The following is a 19,413-nucleotide window of genomic DNA, read 5'->3' on the forward strand; positions in this document are numbered from 1 at the left end:
AGAATGATTTAGAAGCCGGCTTTTGAGCCGGCTTTTTTGTAGGCTGTCATGAATATTAGCTATCCAAAAACACGGACTTCAAATCAGGTTGACTATCTTTTCGGCGAAAGGGTGGCTGACCCCTACCGATGGCTGGAAGGCGATGTGCGAGAGAGCAAAGACGTCGCCGCCTGGGTCCAAGCGCAAAATGACATTAGTGGCGGTTATTTGAACGCACTCACCTATAGAAGTGAGATCAAAGCCCGCCTCGGCATGCTTTGGAATTATGAAAAATTCACGCTGCCGACGAAAAGGGGCGAGCGGTGTTTTTTTATGCATAACACCGGCTTGCAAAGCCAGTTTGTGCTTGTTGTCCAGGAAGGCGAAAGACAACCACGCATGCTGCTGGATCCCAATAGCTGGTCTGAAGATGGCGCCACGGCGCTCGCGGCCTATTTTCCCAGCCCGGACGGCAAGTTTGTGGCCTATCAGGTCCAGGATGGCGGTTCGGACTGGCGGACAATCAAGATTGTCAGTGTCGATACAGGTGAGGCGCTTTCCGACAGGATAGACTGGGTCAAGTTTTCCGGTCTCTCCTGGAAAAAAGACGGATCCGGATTTTTTTACTCGCGCTACCCGGAACCTGAGACAGGGGAGGCGTTTCAGAGCCTCAACCACAATCAGGCCGTATATTTTCATGCGATTGGCGATGACCAGCCACAAGATCGACTCATATATGCGCGCGCCGAAAACCCGGAACATGGCTTTGGCGCCGAAGTTTCAAGCGATGGTGAAACGCTCGTCATTACTGTTTGGCGAGGTACTGACGAGCGTTATGAGGTGGTGTTGATAGATCTGAGCACACTTGGCGCCGCGCCAGTTGAACTCATATCGGGTTTCGAGAGCAATTACACCTACATCGCGACGGCGAATAACCGCCACTTTTTCCTTACGGACAGCAATGCCCCTAGAGGCAGGGTTGTTTCGACGCCTGTTGATGACACTGTAGCAGATTGGTTGGAGGTAATACCGGAGAGCGAGAATGTGATCTCTGGCGTCAGTATCGTCGGCGGACGGTTGTTCGCGACGTATATGCAGGATGTAAAATCTGCGGTTCTGACTTTCGATCTAGATGGTGCTTTGATCGGTGATGTGACTTTGCCTGGGGTCGGGACAGCTAGCGGGTTTGGCGGTGAGCCGGAGGATACGGAAACCTTCTTCGGTTTTGAAAGTTTCAATCAACCATACACGCTATATCGGTTCGATGTGGGAACTGGCGATCAGAAAGTGTTCAAACAGCCTGATGCGCCGTTTAATCCTGACGGCTTTGTTGTGCGGCAGGTGTTTTATCCGTCCAAGGATGGAACCGAGATTCCTATGTTTATCGCCCATCGAAAAGATCTCGACCTTTCATCCGCCAAGCCCGCACTTCTTTATGGTTATGGCGGCTTTAACGTGCCCCTGACACCAGCTTTCAGCGTGACGAGGCTGCAATGGATGGAAATGGGCGGGGTTTACGCCGTCGCTAATATTCGTGGCGGTGGTGAGTACGGCAAGGCATGGCATGACGCCGGTCGGCTGCGGAATAAGCAGAATGCGTTTGACGATTTCATCGCGGCTGGTGAATACTTGATCGAAAAAGGTGTAACATCGAAAGACCGGCTCAGCATTTTTGGCGGTTCGAATGGCGGGCTTCTGGTCGGTGCTGTCGTCAATCAGCGCCCCGGTTTATTCGCCGCGGCGATACCGGCTGTTGGCGTCATGGACATGCTGCGCTTTCACAAATTTACGGCCGGGCGTTTCTGGACGGATGATTACGGCGACCCGGATGAGAAAGAGCATTTCAGAAATCTCTACGCCTATTCGCCCTATCATAATATCAATGAGGGGGAGGACTATCCGGCGGTCCTGATAACGACCGCGGACACCGATGATCGCGTCGTGCCGGGGCACAGTTTCAAATACGCCGCCGCGCTGCAGGCGGCGGACATAGGAGATAAGCCGCATCTGATCCGCATCGAAACGCGGGCGGGCCATGGCGCGGGCAAGCCCACCGAGAAGATCATTGAAGAATACGCCGATATGTGGGCGTTTCTTGCGCATCATACGGAGCTGGAGCCGCACTTACCGTAAGACAGGCGAAACAGGTTGAGGATTTGTGTGAGGCCGGATAAACCGGCCTTTCGCATCCGCAACAACAACCGGCCGCCATGCTTGAGAAAAACTTCGATTTTCAGTCCGCCGAAAAGCGCATCTATGAAGCGTGGGAAAAATCCGGCGCGTTCAAACCTTCGGACAGTGGCGAGGCCTATTCCATCGTCATCCCGCCGCCGAACGTTACCGGCTCGCTCCACATGGGCCACGCGCTCAACAATACCTTGCAGGACGTGCTCTGCCGGTTCGAGCGGATGCGCGGCAAGTCGGTCCTCTGGCAGCCGGGAACGGACCATGCGGGCATAGCTACCCAGATGGTGGTCGAGCGTCAGCTCATGGAAAATCAGGAGCCATCCCGCCGGGACATGGGCCGAGAGAAATTCGTCGAGCGCGTGTGGCAGTGGAAGGAACAGTCGGGCGGGCAGATCATCAACCAGCTGAAACGCCTCGGCGCCACTTGTGACTGGTCGCGCGAACGCTTCACCATGGATAAGGGGCTGTCGGAAGCGGTCATCAAGGTTTTCGTCCAGCTCTATAATGAAGGCCTGATTTATCGCGATAAGCGTCTCGTCAACTGGGACCCGAAATTCGAAACGGCGATCTCGGACCTCGAAGTCGAAAACATCGAGACGCAAGGCCATTTCTGGCATTTCAAATATCCGCTGGAAAACGGCGAGACTTACGAATTCCCCATCGCCTATGACGATGACGGCAATCCCACCGAATGGGAAACGCGTGACTATATTTCCATCGCGACAACCCGCCCCGAGACGATGCTAGGCGACGGCGCCGTGGCGGTGCACCCTGACGACAAGCGCTATGCACCAATTGTCGGCAAGAACTGCATCCTGCCGCTGGCGGACCGCCCCATTCCGATCATTACGGATGAATATCCGGACCCGGATTTTGGCTCAGGTGCGGTGAAGATTACCGGCGCGCATGATTTCAACGACTATCAGGTGGCGCTGCGCAACAATATCGAGATGTACGATCTCATGGATTCAAAAGCGCGGATGGTCGACGCCGATTACGTGCCGGAAAAGTATCGGGGCATGGATCGGTACGACGCGCGCAAGGCGGTTGTCGAGGATATCGACGCGCGCGGTTTACTCATTCAGGTCGAAGACAAAAAGATCATGCAGCCCTTTGGCGATCGTTCCGGCGTCGTCATCGAACCGATCCGCACCGACCAGTGGTATGTGGATGCAAAAACGCTCGCCAAACCCGCCATCGAAGCGGTGGAAACCAGCAAGACGCGCATCATTCCAGAAAATTGGTCGAAAACTTACTTTCAGTGGATGCGCAACATCGAACCGTGGTGCGTCTCCCGCCAGCTCTGGTGGGGCCACCGGATACCGGCGTGGTACGGGCCCGATGGGTCGATCTTCGTTGCCGAAACCGAAGAAGAGGCAACGAAAGACGCAATCGCAAAGTACACCAGCGAAGGTTATTCGCTTGAAGAAATAAATGACATGCGTCGACATGAGCATGGCGGTGCGCCATTGCTCGTACGCGATGACGACGTCCTCGACACATGGTTCTCATCCGCCTTGTGGCCGTTCTCGACGCTGGGCTGGCCAGAGAAAACGCCGGAGCTTGAAAAGTTTTATCCGACTTCCACGCTGGTGACGGCGCACGACATCATCTTTTTCTGGGTGGCGCGGATGATGATGGACGGCATCCACTTCATGAAGGAAGTTCCGTTCAAGGACGTTTACATCCACGCGCTGGTTCTCGACGAAAAGGGCCAGAAGATGTCGAAGTCGAAAGGCAACGTCATCGATCCCTTGGTATTGATCGACAAATATGGGGCCGACGCGTTGCGCTTTACGCTTGCGGCGCAGGCGGCTCAGGGGCGCAACATTCGCCTCTCCGAGAGCCGCGTTGAGGGTTACCGCAATTTCGCAACAAAGCTGTGGAACGCCGCGCGTTTCTGCGAAATGAATGAATGCAAGCCGGATGAGTCATTCGATCCGGCGAAGGTGACATCGACGATCAACCAGTGGATTATTCACGAGGCGAATGACTGCGCTGCAGCAGTGACGCGGGAGATCGAAGCGTTCCGATTCAACGACGCGGCGGGCGCCATCTACAAATTTACCTGGAACGTCTTCTGCGACTGGTATCTCGAACTCGCAAAACCGACGCTGCAGGGCGATGACAAAGCGGCGAAAAAAGAAACGCGGGCGGCCGCCGCGTGGGCGCTCGACCGTATTCTGATGCTACTGCATCCGTTCATGCCGTTCGTCACGGAAGAGATTTGGGGCGCGTTTGCGAAACGCGACGCGCTGATTACGGCCGCATGGCCACAGTACGAAGACAAGCTGGCCAACAAGGGCGCGGCTGACGAAGTAAATTGGGCCATTGATCTCATCACCGGCATCCGTTCTGTCCGGCAGGAAATGAATGTGCCGGTCGCGGCGAAAATACCGCTGGCCTTTATCGGTGGTGATGCTGAAGACAAAAAGCGCCTGACCGAACACGGCGACGTTTTGAAACGGCTTGCGCGTCTGTCTGACATCACTGTTGCCGATGCTGCGCCCAAGGGCGCTGTGCAGATAGTTCATGGGGCCGGCACAGTCGCGCTACCCGTAGCTGATTTCATTGATATCGCCGCGGAAAAAGCGCGCCTTGAAAAAGAAAAAATGAAGATCGAAAAGGAAATCGTCGGCATTGACAAGAAGCTCGCCAACAAAAACTTTGTCGATCGCGCGCCGAAGGAAGTCGTTGAGGAACAGCATACACGGCGTGCGGATTATGTTGCTCAGCTCGAAAAACTTGATGGCGCGCTGGCGCGGCTTGCTGACCTTTAAAGCTATCCCAGCTCGGCACGGGCGGCCTTAAAAGCATCTACGCTTCGTTTAATATCTTCCGGCGTCGTCGCCCATGAGCATACTGATATGCGGATCACGCGTCGGCCGAACCATTCTGCGCCTGCGGCCCAGCATTCTCCGCCTTCCTGAACGGCGCGCAATACGCTATTTGTTTCTTCATCTGATTTGCAGGCAAACATCAACTGATTGAATGAGGGTTCCGCCGCCAGTTCAAACCCGGCCTCGGTGATTTCCTGCGCGAACTGTGACGCTCGTTCGCAAAGTAGTGACACTAGATTGTCAACGCCGTCGCGGCCGAGATAGGAAAGCGCCGCCCATACATCGAAAGCGCGCGCGCGGCGTGACAATTCAGGCGTAAAAAACATGCCGTCACGGTCGGCGCCATGTTCAAGATAAGAGCCGGTTGCATGCAGTGCTGTGTTAAGGGCTTCACGGTCTCGGCAAAAGACGACGCCACAGTCATAAGGCGTGTTAAGTGTTTTATGGGCGTCGCACGACCATGACATGGCGTTGTTCATGCCTTCAGTCAGGTGAGCATACTGTTTAGCCGCTGCGGCCCACAGGCCAAATGCGCCGTCAACATGCACCCAGGCGCCAGCATCGTTTGCTTTTGCACACAGTATTTTGAAATCGTCGAAGGCGCCGCCATTCACATTACCGGCCTGCAAAAGAAGCATGGTGCGCTCGTCGAGAGGCGGGACTTTGTCCGTAGCGATCCGTCCATCTCGTCCGGTTTCAACCCATTCTATATTGTCCGTGCCCAGTCCGAGCAAGGTTACCGCTTTGACCACAGTGGCATGAGCCTGTTCACCGGCAATCACGCGCAAGGACGGCGCGCCGGCCAGTCCTTTTGCGTTGATGTCCCAGCCTTGGCGTTGCAACAGCCGCCAGCGCGCCGCCGCAAGACCGCAATAGATTGCGAGAGACGAGCCGCTGACAAAACCGGCGACTGTTTCGGGCGGCAAACCGAATAATGTGCGCAACCAATCCTCGCAGATATCCTCGACTGCGGATGCGGCCGGCGACGTTCGAAAAAGTGGGGCGTTCTGGTCCCATGTATCGCTAAGCAGGCGCGCGGCCCGCGCGACCGGTAAAACGCCGCCCGTGACAAAACCGAAATATCTTCCGCCGATGGAATTCACGCATGCGTTTGAGAATTTTTCCTGCAACTCGTCGATTACGCTGTCGGCGTCTTGTCCGCGTTGGGGAAGGTGACTAGTTGCGCCGCGCGCTTTGCCGATTGCGGTTTCATACGGATATGGCCGCCGCGTCGACGCGTATTCCACGAATGCTTTGGCGTATTCGAACGCGCGCGTAAGCGCTCGCGCGTCCTGCTGTTCTTCGAGCAGGCGTTGTTGCAGATCATCACTCATTCTCTAATCCTGTATTTTCTGCAATTATATACGATTATTTTTGCAATAGGCTTGTGAAAATTCGAAATAAATATAGATTTATCACATATATGACGAAAAAAGATGATATTGACGATCGAATATTGCGCATTTTGGAGGGCGACGGACGCATTTCCAACGCCGATCTCGCCAAAGCAGTAAACCTTTCAGCCTCGGCCTGCCTGCGCCGTGTTCAGGAACTTGAACGAACCGGCGTCATTTCCGGATACCGCGCTGTCCTCAATCGCGACGCTATGGGCGTCGGGTTGATCGCCTATGTGACGGTCGGCCTTTATGAACACACGAAAAAAACGCAAGCTGAATTCGAGCGGGCGATGCGCGCTGCTCCGCAAGTGCGCGAGTGCCATAATGTAACCGGGGCTGTCGAATATCTGTTGCGCGTCGAGGCGGCGGACCTTCCATCCTACAAACATTTCCACACGGAGATTTTGGGCATGACGCCGAAAGTCCAGTCCATAACATCATATATTGTTATGGAAACCACAAAAGACGAACGGTCCTGATATTATCCAAACGCCACCGCCGCAATAGGCGGCAGATAGGCGCTTAACTGCGTCCAGCTTTCGCCGCTGTCATCACTCGCCCAGAGGTTTCCGGTGGTCGATCCCATAATCAGACGGTCGCCGGTTTCATCTACATCCAGCGCGTGACGGAAGACGAGGTCATAGCTTGGTTCTGCCGGCAAGCCGCTGGTTTTTGCGGTGAATGATTTTGCGCCGTCGGTTGTCTTGTTGACGAGGAACTTCGCATCAACCGGCACGCGATACTCATCCTTGATGCCCGGCACCAGCCATGCCGTGTCAGGATTGTTCGGATGCGATGCGACCGCAAAACCGAAATCAGCCGGCGGAATATCATTGATTTCTATGAATGTGTCGCCGCCGTCTCGCGAGAGAAAGACGCCATTATGATGCTGGCACCAGATGGTGTCCGGGTTGTTTGTGCACATGGCGAGACGGTGCGGGTCTTGTGTGTTCAGTTCTTCGGATTGCTCCGGCGGGGTGTAATCAGACCGCAGCCCTTTGCCGGTAAGCCGCCAGTTTTTGCCGCCATCATCGCTCTTCCAGATACCGCCACAGGATATGCCGAGGGTCAGTTTTTTGCTGTCGCGCGGATCGACCAACACAGAATGAATGCCGGGCTTGTCATAGCCGCCGCCGAACCAGCCCTCGCGCTCCGGTCGATCCCATAGTGACTCGATTAAAGTCCAGGTTTCGCCTTTGTCTGAGCTTTTAAAAAGCGCGCCAGGGATCGTCCCGGCCCATATGACGCCTGGCTCGTCATCGCCGCCGGGCTTTAACGTCCAGATAAGGTCAAGCGAAGGCGCGTCTTCATCGCCTTCGCCTGCTTTCGCAAAAGCGGGTGGCGACAGCTCTTTCCAGGTGGCGCCGTCATCGTCAGAACGGTGCAGCTTGCAGCCGAAATGCCCGAGGTTGAGCGCGGCGTAGAGCGCTCCGTCGCGTCTATCTTTCAACACCGCGCTTACGGGTTCGCCGAGGAAATCAGGTTTTCCGGTGCTCCATCCCGACCCATTGCGTTTATAGGTGAACAGTCCTTTGCGGCTTGCGACGTAGAATACATCAGCCATCACTATCCTCCTGAAAGGGCCTGAAAGACGAACACCTGATCCTTGTCCGTAACCGGATCGCTTAAGCGAATGCGGTCGGTGATCATATCGCCATTGATGAAAATATTGACGTGCTTTCTGAGGCGGTCCTGATCGTCAAGTAGATAGGAACGCAAAGGTGCGTTCTCTTCAAAGATACTCTCAAGGACGGCGCGCACGGTATCGCCCGGCGCCTCAGCCGGCGGGCAGGGGATATGCTTTTGCAAATTGTCGGTGAACTCTATACGCGCCATATCGCAGCCTCCGTGCGGGTGATCGGCGTGAATCTATTCGAGCTTTTGAGAGCGGCCCTGTCAATATGAAACGGCTAGCTTGTTTCCGCCAGGAATGAGAGTTGTGTGACCATTGCGTTGCGTGCTTCGGCGTCTCTATCAGTAAGTTTTGTCGGATAGTCACCAGTGAAACAATGGTCGGTAAACGCTGGCGAAGCATCATCACGCTTGCCTTTGCGAAACGCCTTATACAGTCCGTCGAGCGACAGAAAAGCCAGGCTATCCGCGCCAATCATCTGACGGATTTCCTCTACGGTATGATCGACCGCAATCAACTCTTCGTAAGAAGGCGTGTTTATGCCGTAAAAATCGGGGTGCAATATTGGCGGGCAGGCGATGCGCATGTGCACTTCTTTCGCGCCTGCATTACGCAGCATTTCCGTTATTTTGCGAGACGTCGTGCCGCGCACGATGGAGTCATCGATCAGCACGACACGTTTGCCTTCAATCAATCCACGGTTCGGCGAATGTTTGCGCTTAACGCCGGCTTCACGAATTTTCTGCTCCGGCTCGATGAAGGTCCGGCCGATATGATGGCTGCGTATCAACGCCATCTCATATGGCAGGCCGGTTTTTTGCGAATACCCGATAGCAGCCGGGACACCCGAGTCAGGAATTGGCGAGACAAGATCAGCTTCGCATGGCGCTTCCTTGGCGAGGCGTTCGCCGAGGCGTTTGCGCAATTCATAAACGCTTTCGCCGTCAACGACGGAGTTCGGTTTTGCAAAATAGATGAGTTCGAAGATGCATGGACGAGCATGATCGCGTTCAGGAAAAATCTGTCTGCTCTCAATGGAGCCGTCGCCTTTGCAAATCACGACTTCGCCCGGTTTTATGTCGCGAACAAACTTGGCGCCGATGATATCGAGCGCGCATGTTTCTGATGCGAGAATTGGCGCGCCGTCGAGATCGCCCAGCACCAGCGGGCGGATGCCGACCGGGTCGCGTGCGCCAATAAGGCCTTCGGGCGTTAATACCGCAAGCGCGTATGCGCCCTCAATTTGCTTGAGCGCCTCGATGAGCTTGTCGGTAACGGAAAGGTATTGTGAACGCGCTGTGAGTTGCAGGAATATTTCCGAGTCCGATGTCGACTGAAAAATACAACCGCGCCTGACAAGATCCGCCCGCAGCGTTTTGGAGTTAGTCAGATTGCCGTTATGGGCAATGGCGATACCGGTCTGATCGAGGTCAGCATAAAGCGGCTGCACATTGCGAAGCACTGTATCGCCTTGTGTGGAATAACGCGTATGCCCGATGGCGGCGTCTCCATTAAGGCCGCCTAAGGTCGCTGCATCTGAAAAGTTATCCGAGACAAGTCCGAGAAAACGTTCATTGTGAAAATGTTTGCCGTCAAAGCTGGCGATGCCAGCGGCCTCCTGTCCCCTGTGTTGAAGCGCGTGGAGACCTAGCGCCGTCAGGGCGGCGGCATCATTAGTGCCAATGACGCCGAACACGCCGCATTCCTCAATCAATTTAGGCGGACCGACAAGAGCCTCGAGCTCAGCCTTTTGTTTGCGATAAGCGGGACCAGCTTCTTGGAGGTATCTGGCGGCGCGTTCTGTGAAACTCATGGCGGCGTCCTGATCCTCTTTCACGGTCACTGAGGCTGGTCCTCTTGAAGTATGTCGGCAATGGCGTCGAGATCGTCTTCCTCAACCTCTTCCGGCTCCTCGACGGCGCCGGGCGCAGTGGAAGATATGGTCGGGTCTGTGGTGGTGACGGTGGTTACGATTTCGTTCAATCCGTTACGATCGCTGCGCGGATATCCGCTTACCGTCGCGTCAACGCCCTCTTCAGACTGAAGCTTGATTGGCGCATCAAGGTCAGCTGTTTCGGGCGTGAAGGTTTCAAACCAGCTCGCCATGCTGGAAGCGAGTGGTTGCGTCATCGCTGTCTGAACTTCGCTTGGCTGCTTGGCCTCATCGATATAGTACGTGTACCCCAGATATCCGAGACCAATTAGAACAAGACCTCTCACAAATCCGAAAACGCCGCCGCCGATACGGTCAGCCAGCGCCGCACGACCCTCAAGCGGAAATCGCTTCAGTCCGATATGTAGACCGATATGTGCGGCAAGAAAAAAAACAGCGATCAGGACAGCGGCGATAATTGCGGTGCCAAAAAAGCTTCCCGCCTGACCTGTCACCGCCAATAGCGGCTCTATGAACAGGAGGGTCAACCCGCCAGCTATCCCCAAGGCCAGTAGAGTGGACAGTTCACGTAATCCGCCGCGCAAAACGGCAAATGCGGTTGAGAGGCCAACAACCACGACAAACAGGAGATCAAACATTACAAAGCCTGCCTAACAATGTGCCCGCTTACAGCCTACGGCATGAGCATAACTCACGCCGAGTCGCCTTTTCCAGCCAGTCTTACCTAGCGTTGATGGGGAGATTTCTCAACAGCTTTTAAGGCTAATTGCGCGCCCAGGACACCAGATCGGACAAGGTTGAGGCATACGTGATTTTGAGCACGTCCGATTCTGTTCCGGCGGGAGCAAGTGCGCCTGAAAACCCTAGTTTTTGTGCTTCCTTAAAGCGCGCCTCCATCTGGTTAACGGCTCTGACGGCGCCGGAGAGGGCCACCTCGCCAAAGACCACGCAGTCCCGGGGCAAAGGCGTATCGAATAACGAAGAACAAAGGGCAGCCGCCGCTGCAAGGTCAGCTGCTGGTTCAGCGATGCGAAGCCCGCCGGCCACATTCAGGAAGACGTCATGGCGACCGAAATCGAGACCCGCTCTTGCGTCAAGAACGGCCAACAGCATGGATAGCCGTGCGCTGTCCCATCCGACGACGGCTCTGCGCGGTGCGGCGAGCGTGGAAGGTGAGACCAGCGCCTGAATTTCGACGAGCACAGGTCTCGTGCCTTCGATCCCCGCAAACACGGCGGCGCCTGAGACGTCATGGTCGCCGCCCGTCAAAAATAGTTCCGAGGGATTGGCGACTTCTTTCAGTCCTTCACTCGACATCTCAAAGACGCCGATTTCGTGAGCTGCGCCGAAGCGGTTTTTGACCGCGCGCAAAATGCGGAAATCCCGGCCCTGTTCGCTTTCGAAATACATGACCGCGTCAACCATGTGTTCGACGACGCGAGGACCGGCGATTTGGCCATCCTTTGTGACGTGACCAACTAGCAGCAATATCGCGTTTGAAGACTTGGCAAACCGCACCAGTTCCTGTGCGCAAGCGCGAACTTGTGTCACCGTGCCGGGCGCGGCCGGAAGGGCATCCGACCAGAGTGTTTGAATCGAGTCGATAATGACGACGTCCGGTTTTGCTGATTTCAGCGAGGCGATGATGTCTCTCAAGGCCGTTGCAGAAGCTAGGTTTACGGGCGCGCTTTCCGCCTCAAGGCGTCTGGCGCGCAGGCGGATTTGCGATGACGACTCCTCGCCGGAAATATAGGCCACATTGGCGCCGCCGCGAGCGAGGCCTGCAGCGATTTGCAGAAGTAGGGTGGACTTGCCGACGCCCGGGTCGCCGCCGATCAACAGCGCAGATCCGGGGGCCAGCCCCCCGCCGCAGGCTCGGTCGAATTCGTTATTGCCGGTGAGAAGACGCGGGATGTCCTCAGACGCGCCAGCAAGAGACGTGAAATCGAGTTTCTTAGCTTTGGAATTGGATGATCCGGAGCCGAGGGAGCCTGGCGGTCCGGCTTCGGACGCTTCAAGCTCTATAGTGTTCCATTCCCCGCAGGCGTCGCAGCGCCCGGCCCATTTTCCATAGACCGCGCCGCAAGACTGGCAGATATAGGTGTCGGAAGAACGGGCCAATGCAATGTTCCTTTCGCACAGCTTTGCGACGATTGAGGCTCCCGTGCAAGTGCGCATAACCCTCGTATGGACCGAGGTTCGTGCTACAATCTCGTCATGCACGATATAAATTTCGTCAATCCCTACCTTCACGGGCTATACGCGCCGGTGCGCGAAGAAATCAGCGCCGAAAAACTCGAAGTAATTGGGGAAATCCCACGTGATCTTCACGGCGCTTATTTCAGAAACGGGCCGAACCCGAAAACATCCCCAAAGGGAATGCACCACTGGTTCGATGGCGATGGCATGGTGCATGGCGTCTGGTTTGAGAATGGCGAAGCGAGGTATCGAAACCGCTATGTTCAGACGCAAGATCTGAAAGCTAACGGATCCTCAGTATTGGGTGGAATTTTTGATCCTGCGCGTGATGCGCCGGGCAGGAAAGTTCATTATCGCGACACGGCCAATACGGACCTTGTCTATCACAATGGAAAGTTGCTTGCGCTCTGGTATATTTCCGGACAGCCGGTTGCAGTGGATGCGTCAACACTGGAAACAATCTGCACGGAGACGTTTGACGGCGCCTTGCCGAACAATATTTCCGCTCATTCAAAAGTCGACCCGGAGACCGGGGAGCTCGTATTCTTCGACTATTCGCTTTACGAGCCAAAAATGTGGACCGGCACGGTATCGGCGCAGGGTGAGCTGACGCAATTTCAGGAAATTGACTTGCCGGGGCCGCGCTTGCCGCACGACATGGGCATGACGGAAAACTATGTCATCCTGCATGACTTGCCGGTGATCTTTTCGGATAGCGCCATCCGCAATCGCCTGTGGCAAATTCATGTGGCCGATCAGCAGACACGCTTTGGCGTGGTTCCACGTAAAGGTGGGGCGCCCAAATGGTTCGAGTTTCCCACTTGTTATGTCTATCACGTGATCAATGCGTGGGAGGAGGGCGACGACGTCGTTATGGCGGCCTGCAAGATGGTTCCAAACGGTTTTGAGCCTGATGCGAAATACGGGCCCTACGCCGCGATGGCTGATGTGCTGGCGTTGCGGGCGCAACCCTTTGTCTGGCGTATGAACATGAAAACCGGCAAGGCCCGCGAAGAGCAGCTTGATGATGCGCTGTCAGAGTTCCCTGTCGTCAACAACAATTTCGCCGGACGTAAAACTCAATATTCGTATCATGTGATTTTCGATGACTGCATCGAGCAGCGATTTACCGGCCTGTTGAAATATAATTTGCTAACCGGCGCCAGCGAGCGTCATCATTTTCCAAAAGGCGTGTTCGGTTCCGAGCCTGCTTTCGCGCCAAAAGTGAGCGCAGATGGCGAAGACGATGGCTATCTTATCACGTTTACGCAGGACTTTGATGGAAGGTCGGAGGCGCAGGTGATTGACGCGCAAAACATCAGTGCGCCGCCGCTCGCGCGGATCAAACTGCCACAGCGCGTGCCGCTGGGGTTTCACGGGGTTTGGGCGCCTGACGTTTAACAGGCGAAGTTACTCGGCGGCGACTTTTTCATTTGTCACGGCGTCATCGATTTCGCGAGCGAGTTTGGCGGCTTCACGGCGCTTCCACGCACGTCGCCAGCTACGCGGCCAGAAGTATCCGGAAATAGGAATCACGGTTCGCTTGAGGAAAGGCTTGCGTTTTTTCCGTGGTCTCGCCTCCACGATTTCCGCATCATCGTCGCTTTTATTCAGATCGCCTATGATGGTTTCATTCTGAGGCGAATCTTCTGTGACCCCAGGTGGGTTCGGTTGTGGCGCTGGCGATTTGTTGACGGGGGATTGTTCGGGAGTGAGCGAAGCCATGGCGCGTTCGACCGTGCTTGGCTTCTTGCTTTCTGAATTTCCATCCATTGCAGTCGGAGTCGGTTGCGCAGGCGTTTGTGGTGACGCGTTTGTAGGTTGTGCAGATGGCGGCACAGGCATCTTCGGCTGCGACGGCGGTATCGATTGCCTCGGCGTGCCGGGTAGCGCCGGCGCGCCAACGCGGATGACCTTCTGCATATAGGCAGAAGTGGGTCCCACCGCGAGCTTAACCGTCGCCATATCGTTGCCTGAAGGTTCACTGCTTACTGCGTCAGAAGACGCCTCTGGCGCTATTAAACCCTGAGTCCCCGTTTTGTCAGTAGTTTGTGACCCAGCCTCATTGGCGCTGATATCCTGCTGTGGTGCAGCGGGCTTTGACGTTTCCGGGGTTTGGGCTGTTTCCGCAGTGGCGGCTGCTTCCGAAGGAGTGTCAGCGTCTGAGACGGCGGATGAAGTTTGCGCTGCAACATCACCAGGCTTGAAGGCTTCGCTTAAACGCTCTTGAAGCTCTCTCGGTGCGCTGGGCGAAGAGCTCGATGCTGCATCTTCGTCCGAGGCTTCTCGCGGGCTTTCTTTATGGTTCGCTTTGGCTTTGGCCCGTTCAATGGCCGCCGCCTTCCGCTCTGCGCGGGCTTTGGCTTTTTTCGCCAGCATCAGTGCTTTCGCCTTTTCACGGGCTTTGGCTTTTTTCTCCGAGTCGGCTGCTGCTGCTTGCTCTGGTGGGGTTGTGTCTTGGGCGCTCGCGTCTTCATCGTAGTCGAATTGCGCGACGCGTTCATTGAGCCGGTTGATCAGCGCATCTTCTGTTTCGGTTTTTTGTCCCTCTGTTTCTTCGGGTGTTTTTTCAACGGGCGCCTGAACTTCCGGCGCTTCCGTTCTGAAAAGGGCCGCAATATTTTCGGGGCTTAATGGATCGAGTTCCAGAAGCTTTCTGACTTCGTTGATGCCTTGAGGCCGGAAATCCTTAAGGTCGCCCACCTTGCCCAGATGGTTGCCCTGAGCCGCCGTGAATCCAAGTCCTTTCAATGCGGAAAGGGATGCCTGATCCTCTACGCCAACCGCCGTGATAGCCGCGTTCGCGTCATTAGCGACATCAAGCAGGTCGGCAATGGCGGAAAGGCCGGGGCCGCGCACTGTGCGTGCGAAACGAAGAATTGAAGAGCCACCGGTTTTGATCTCATCGAAGGGAAAAGGATCAAGCGAACGCAACAGATCGTTTGCACGCCCGCGAACTTCAATCGCGAGGCGGGCGCCGGTCTCAGACAGCCGTTTGAAATGCTCTGACGCCTTTTCAAGCGGCATATCCACGGGCGGCATTGGGCACTCGAGCGTGATAAGATCGGCCGGAAACTCGTGGTCCCGCAGTAGCTTTACAAAATGGGATGAAAAAGCGTCGTCGCTTAAATCGCTAAGCGCGAGATTAACGGAGATGCCCGGTGCAAAGGGGCCGCGCCAGCTCGTGTAGGCCGTGATGGCGTTATCGAGCACATAGCGCGTGAGCTCGCTCATTCGGCCCTGGCTTTCAAAAAATGAAATAAAGGCCCCAGGCGGCAACAAACCCAGATTGGGATGCCGCCAGCGCACGAACGATTCCATGCGCGCCAAAGCGCCATTTCCCAAGTCAAATATTGGCTGAAAAAGGACTTCGAAGTCCTTGTTTTTCAGTGCATTATCAATGTCGACATTGGAAAGCCGAACCGCTTGTGCGCCCATCCGAAAGCCCTTCCGTCAGCCGATCCGGCCACGCCCGCTAAATCCCATTCCGTCCATGATCCTTGGCGCGGGTTAATTCTCACTGAACGGAACTGGAGAGTCCAAAGAAGACACACCATGCGGCGATTCACAGGGCAGGGTAAACAACTGATTAAGGCTGATTTGGAACGCGGCCAAAAATCGAATCAATAGTCAAATTGTTCGCGAAGGATGCGTTCATCAAGCGACTGTCCCTGGTCAAAAAGCAGCATCATCGAAATATCGCGGCTTTCGCGGGCTTCGACAAACGCCACGTCCCTGACTTCGTGATTATCGGCCACGCCGGAGACCGGTCTTTTTTTGCTTTCGAGAGCTTCCAGTTTGACGGTTGCGTCATGCGGCAACAGAGCGCCACGCCATCGCCGCGGCCGGAACGCGCTGATTGGCGTTAGCGCCAGCATGTGCGCGCTGATCGGTAGTATCGGCCCATGAGCGGAAAGGTTATAGGCGGTGGAACCTGCGGGCGTCGCCAGCAGGACGCCGTCGCAGGTTAGCGAATCCATACGGACCTGACCGTTGATGTAGATGCGCACACGCGCCGACTGACGTGTCTCGCGAAAAAGGGAAACCTCGTTGATCGCCATGGCGGTTTCGACCTTGCCGTCGATCGTGGTCGCTTTCATTTCAAGCGGATGGATAACGGTCGCTTCGGCTGCCGCTATCCGCTCAGGCAAGTTTTCGAGTGGCGCATCATTCATCATGAAGCCGACGGTGCCGCGATTGAAACCATAGATTGGCTTGCGCGATGTCATATATTTGCGCAGCACGTCCAGCATGAAACCGTCGCCGCCGACCGCGACAATCACATCGCACTCGGTGACGGAATGATCGCCGTAGCGCTTTTTGAGTTGTTTTCCCGTTTCGATCGCGGACGGTTTTTCGCTCGACAGAATGCAAAGCCTGATATTCCGGGCGTCACGTGGGATTTCCGAGAATGAAGATGATGAACTTTCCTCTTGCCCGGCGCCGCTGGTTGTGTTCCGGTTTCTGAAACGATGACCGAAAAGTCTCATTAGCCTCATGCCCCTCGATTTACCCGCCGCTCATGCCGCCGCGACTATACGGGAAAGTTTTACCCGCGTCAGGGGCGACAGTGAAAGGCTCATAAAACCGCTCACGCCTGAGGACTGCATGATACAGTCCATGCCCGAGGCGAGCCCGGCAAAGTGGAACCTTGCCCACACAAGCTGGTTTTTCGAGACCTTTATTCTCAAATCTCATGCGGCTGGTTATCGGCCCTATCATAATGATTTCGGATATTTGTTTAATTCTTATTACAACCAAATCGGCGAACGGCATCCGCGGGCTGAACGAGGCATGCTTTCCAGGCCTTCGTTAGAAGATGTTTTGTCATACCGGGCGCATGTGGACGAGGCTGTTGTGCGCCTCTTGGAAAGGGCGGACGATGAAACTCTCGCCGCCATAGCGCCTTTGATTGTGCTGGGCTGCGCCCATGAAGAACAGCATCAGGAATTATTGCTCACTGATCTTCAGCACGGTCTTTATCAAAATGCGCTGATGCCGGCTGTCTATAAATATGACAATGACGATTTGGTTGAGGCGCCGGCGCTGGACTGGCGTGAGATGGAAGGCGGCGTTTGCAATATTGGCTGGGAAGGAGAGGGGTTTTCATTCGATAACGAAGGGCCTCGCCACAAAGTTTATCTGCACCCGTTTGAGCTATCCAACCGGCCCGTCACAAATGCGGAGTTCATCGCCTTTATTGAAGACGGCGGTTATCAAAACCCTGTGCATTGGTTGTCTGATGCATGGGATGTCGTCAACAAGGAAGAATGGCAATGCCCTCTTTACTGGCGCAAGGCGGATGACGGGTGGCGTCAATACTCGCTATTTGGCGAGGCGCCCGTTAATCCGCATGCACCCGTTTGTCATGTGAGTTTTTACGAGGCGGATGCTTATGCAAGCTGGGCAGGCGTTAGGCTGCCCACGGAGTTTGAATGGGAAGCCGCGGCCTCACTTTTTCCGCTGAAAGGCAGATTTCTTCAGAACGGTTCTCCGCGCCGTCCCGCTCCGGCCGAGGGAGATGACAAACTGGTGCAGCTTTTCGGCGACGTTTGGGAATGGACAGCGTCTCCTTACATTGCTTATCCGGGTTTTGCGCCGCCCGCCGGCGCCGTTGGTGAGTATAACGGCAAGTTCATGTCCGGGCAGATGGTGCTGAAGGGCGGCTCATGTGCGACGCCGGAAGGGCATCTGCGTGTGAGTTACCGGAATTTCTTCTATCCGTGGATGCGCTGGCAATTTTCAGGTTTCCGGCTTGCGCGCGACTGCAAGTAATCGATGAAATTTCATCCCAATCCCTTTAAATTGATGACAAAGATAATCTCAGGAGTGAATGATGAGTGCTGACGGCAACGCAAATGACGCCCTTGGTCAGGCGCCGGGCTTTTCCATGCCTGATCCGCAAAGCCTGCCATCGCTTAAAGGCAAGGTCAGCGATGAGGAGTGGCGATTGAGGTGTGACCTTGCCGCCACCTATCGTCTCGCCGCCCTCTACGGTTGGGACGATATGATCTTCACGCACATATCCGTGCGTTGCCCTGATGAAGGCGGAAAAGAACGTTTTCTGATTAATCCGTATGGGGTGTTTTTTGATGAGATGACCGCGTCGTCGCTGTTGAAGATCGATGTCGACGGCAACAAAGTGGATGAAAGCCCTTACTTCGCGAATGCTGCCGGATTTACCATTCATTCCGCGCTACACATGGCGAGAGACGATGCCCATGCAGTGCTGCACCTGCATTCGCCTTACGGCGTTGCCGTGTCGGCCCAGCAAGGCGGGTTAAAACGATACACGCAGTTCGCTATGATCGTTCACGACGATCTCGCCTATCATGACTATGAAGGCATCGCGACCGACCTTGATGAGCGCGAACGGCTTGTCAAAGACCTTGGCAACCATAATTTTTTCATGCTGCGCAATCACGGTACGCTCACGGTTGGTCCGAACTGCGCCATCGCTTTCTTGCGGATGTATTTTCTTGAGCAAGCTTGCAAGACGCAAATTCTCGCGCAGTCCGACACGAAAGAGCCTTTAGAGGAAAAGCCGGCCATGGGCGCCAAAGTGCTGCAACAGGGCGCGCCGGCGTTCGTTCCCGGCCTCGGTGATAATCTCGCCTGGCCCGGACTGATCCGCAAACTTAACCGCGAAAACCCAGGGTTTGATGTTTAGTCAGCGTCAGACGTCAGTGTTTTGATGTAAGCGATCATCGCTGCGCGTTTTTCTGCATCGCGCTGACCCACATAAGCCATGCGATTGCCGCGCATGAAGCCTTGTGGATTTTCCAGAAATGCGTCCAGTGAAGCGTCGTCCCAAATCACATCCGATTGGGCGAGGGCGTTGGTGTAGGCGAAGCCTTCCACCTGTCCGGCCTGCCGCCCATAAACGCCGAAAAGATTGGGGCCGATGCGGTTTGCGCCGCCTTCATCAACAGTATGGCAAGTGGCGCAAGTCTCCTGGCTGAAAATGCGCCGGCCCATTTCAGCCGGGCTCAATTCGGTCTCTGCGCTCGATGACTGAGCGGCGGCGGCGCTATCGCCTGCGCTGGAGGCGTCCTGTCCGCAACTGGCGAGCAGGATGAAAGCGGCGATGGCGAGAGAATTTTTGGTCACGAGCAAGGATCCCCAATTTTTTACGTTTGCCGGGTTATAAGCCCCTAGTCATGGCGAGGGCAATCCGTTATGAGGCCCGCTTTGGCGCCCCTATAGCTCAGCTGGTAGAGCAACTGATTTGTAATCAGTAGGTCCGCGGTTCGAGTCCGTGTGGGGGCACCATAAAACAGAGTC

15 protein-coding genes and 1 tRNA gene are annotated in these 19,413 nt (G+C 55.4%); 7 read left to right on the forward strand and 9 right to left on the reverse strand.

The features are described 5' to 3' along the window. The first annotated feature begins 48 nt into the window (after positions 1-48). The gene (locus PUV54_RS11410; protein WP_274492364.1) at positions 49-2,112 is read left to right on the forward strand and encodes a prolyl oligopeptidase family serine peptidase; all 2,064 of its coding nucleotides are present in this window, start codon (positions 49-51) and stop codon (positions 2,110-2,112) included. Between the two features lie 77 nt (positions 2,113-2,189). Beyond that, positions 2,190-4,946, forward strand: a complete 2,757-nt coding sequence (locus PUV54_RS11415; protein WP_274492365.1) for a valine--tRNA ligase — start codon at positions 2,190-2,192, stop codon at positions 4,944-4,946. A 2-nt stretch (positions 4,947-4,948) separates the two neighbouring features. Here the strand turns inward: PUV54_RS11415 and PUV54_RS11420 are convergent, their stop codons facing one another. Then, a complete protein-coding gene (locus PUV54_RS11420; RefSeq protein WP_274492366.1) occupies positions 4,949-6,340 on the reverse strand; it encodes a pyridoxal phosphate-dependent decarboxylase family protein in 1,392 nt (463 codons plus the stop codon). A gap of 89 nt (positions 6,341-6,429) precedes the next feature. On the opposite strand from PUV54_RS11420, the gene PUV54_RS11425 reads away from it, so the two are divergent. Continuing rightward, positions 6,430-6,882: an Lrp/AsnC family transcriptional regulator gene (locus PUV54_RS11425; RefSeq protein WP_274492368.1), complete on the forward strand. Its 453-nt coding sequence runs from the start codon at positions 6,430-6,432 to the stop codon at positions 6,880-6,882. Between the two features lie 2 nt (positions 6,883-6,884). On the opposite strand, the gene PUV54_RS11430 is transcribed toward PUV54_RS11425, so the two are convergent. From PUV54_RS11430 to radA, 5 genes are all read right to left on the reverse strand, one after another. Continuing rightward, positions 6,885-7,967: a WD40/YVTN/BNR-like repeat-containing protein gene (locus tag PUV54_RS11430; RefSeq protein WP_274492369.1), complete on the reverse strand. Its 1,083-nt coding sequence runs from the start codon at positions 7,965-7,967 to the stop codon at positions 6,885-6,887. 2 nt (positions 7,968-7,969) lie between these two features. Beyond that, positions 7,970-8,239 carry a MoaD/ThiS family protein gene (locus tag PUV54_RS11435; protein ID WP_274492370.1) on the reverse strand — a complete coding sequence of 90 codons (270 nt, stop codon included), beginning with the start codon at positions 8,237-8,239 and terminating at the stop codon, positions 7,970-7,972. Positions 8,240-8,313: 74 nt separating this feature from the next. Beyond that, a complete protein-coding gene (purF, locus tag PUV54_RS11440; RefSeq protein WP_420797958.1) occupies positions 8,314-9,849 on the reverse strand; it encodes an amidophosphoribosyltransferase in 1,536 nt (511 codons plus the stop codon). A 26-nt stretch (positions 9,850-9,875) separates the two neighbouring features. Then, on the reverse strand, positions 9,876-10,568 hold the full coding sequence (locus tag PUV54_RS11445) for a CvpA family protein (protein WP_274492372.1): 693 nt from the start codon (positions 10,566-10,568) through the stop codon (positions 9,876-9,878). A 124-nt stretch (positions 10,569-10,692) separates the two neighbouring features. Then, positions 10,693-12,051 (reverse strand): DNA repair protein RadA, encoded by a 1,359-nt coding sequence (radA, locus tag PUV54_RS11450; RefSeq protein WP_274492373.1) that lies wholly within the window; start codon positions 12,049-12,051, stop codon positions 10,693-10,695. Between the two features lie 66 nt (positions 12,052-12,117). Between radA and PUV54_RS11455 the strand changes: the two genes are divergently transcribed. Continuing rightward, on the forward strand, positions 12,118-13,530 hold the full coding sequence (locus PUV54_RS11455; protein WP_274492374.1) for a carotenoid oxygenase family protein: 1,413 nt from the start codon (positions 12,118-12,120) through the stop codon (positions 13,528-13,530). 9 nt (positions 13,531-13,539) lie between these two features. Here PUV54_RS11455 and PUV54_RS11460 read toward each other — a convergent pair whose 3' ends face one another. Beyond that, positions 13,540-15,567 (reverse strand): EAL domain-containing protein, encoded by a 2,028-nt coding sequence (locus PUV54_RS11460; protein WP_274492375.1) that lies wholly within the window; start codon positions 15,565-15,567, stop codon positions 13,540-13,542. A 185-nt stretch (positions 15,568-15,752) separates the two neighbouring features. Continuing rightward, a complete protein-coding gene (locus PUV54_RS11465) occupies positions 15,753-16,619 on the reverse strand; it encodes an NAD kinase (RefSeq protein ID WP_274492376.1) in 867 nt (288 codons plus the stop codon). 7 nt (positions 16,620-16,626) lie between these two features. Here PUV54_RS11465 and egtB point away from each other — a divergent pair, with 7 nt between their 5' ends. Together egtB and PUV54_RS11475 are read left to right on the forward strand one after the other, a co-directional pair. Further along, positions 16,627-17,904, forward strand: coding sequence for an ergothioneine biosynthesis protein EgtB (egtB, locus tag PUV54_RS11470; RefSeq protein ID WP_274492377.1), 1,278 nt, complete (start codon positions 16,627-16,629; stop codon positions 17,902-17,904). Between the two features lie 61 nt (positions 17,905-17,965). Further along, positions 17,966-18,799 (forward strand): class II aldolase/adducin family protein, encoded by an 834-nt coding sequence (locus PUV54_RS11475; RefSeq protein ID WP_274492379.1) that lies wholly within the window; start codon positions 17,966-17,968, stop codon positions 18,797-18,799. Here the strand turns inward: PUV54_RS11475 and PUV54_RS11480 are convergent. Further along, positions 18,796-19,239: a c-type cytochrome gene (locus PUV54_RS11480; RefSeq protein WP_274492380.1), complete on the reverse strand. Its 444-nt coding sequence runs from the start codon at positions 19,237-19,239 to the stop codon at positions 18,796-18,798. The genes PUV54_RS11475 and PUV54_RS11480 overlap by 4 nt on opposite strands. An 86-nt stretch (positions 19,240-19,325) precedes the next feature. On the opposite strand from PUV54_RS11480, the gene PUV54_RS11485 reads away from it, so the two are divergent. Further along, positions 19,326-19,401 (forward strand) — tRNA-Thr (locus tag PUV54_RS11485). The last annotated feature ends 12 nt before the right edge of the window (positions 19,402-19,413 follow it).

This window comes from Hyphococcus flavus (genome assembly GCF_028748065.1).
GTDB lineage: Bacteria > Pseudomonadota > Alphaproteobacteria > Caulobacterales > Parvularculaceae > Hyphococcus > Hyphococcus flavus.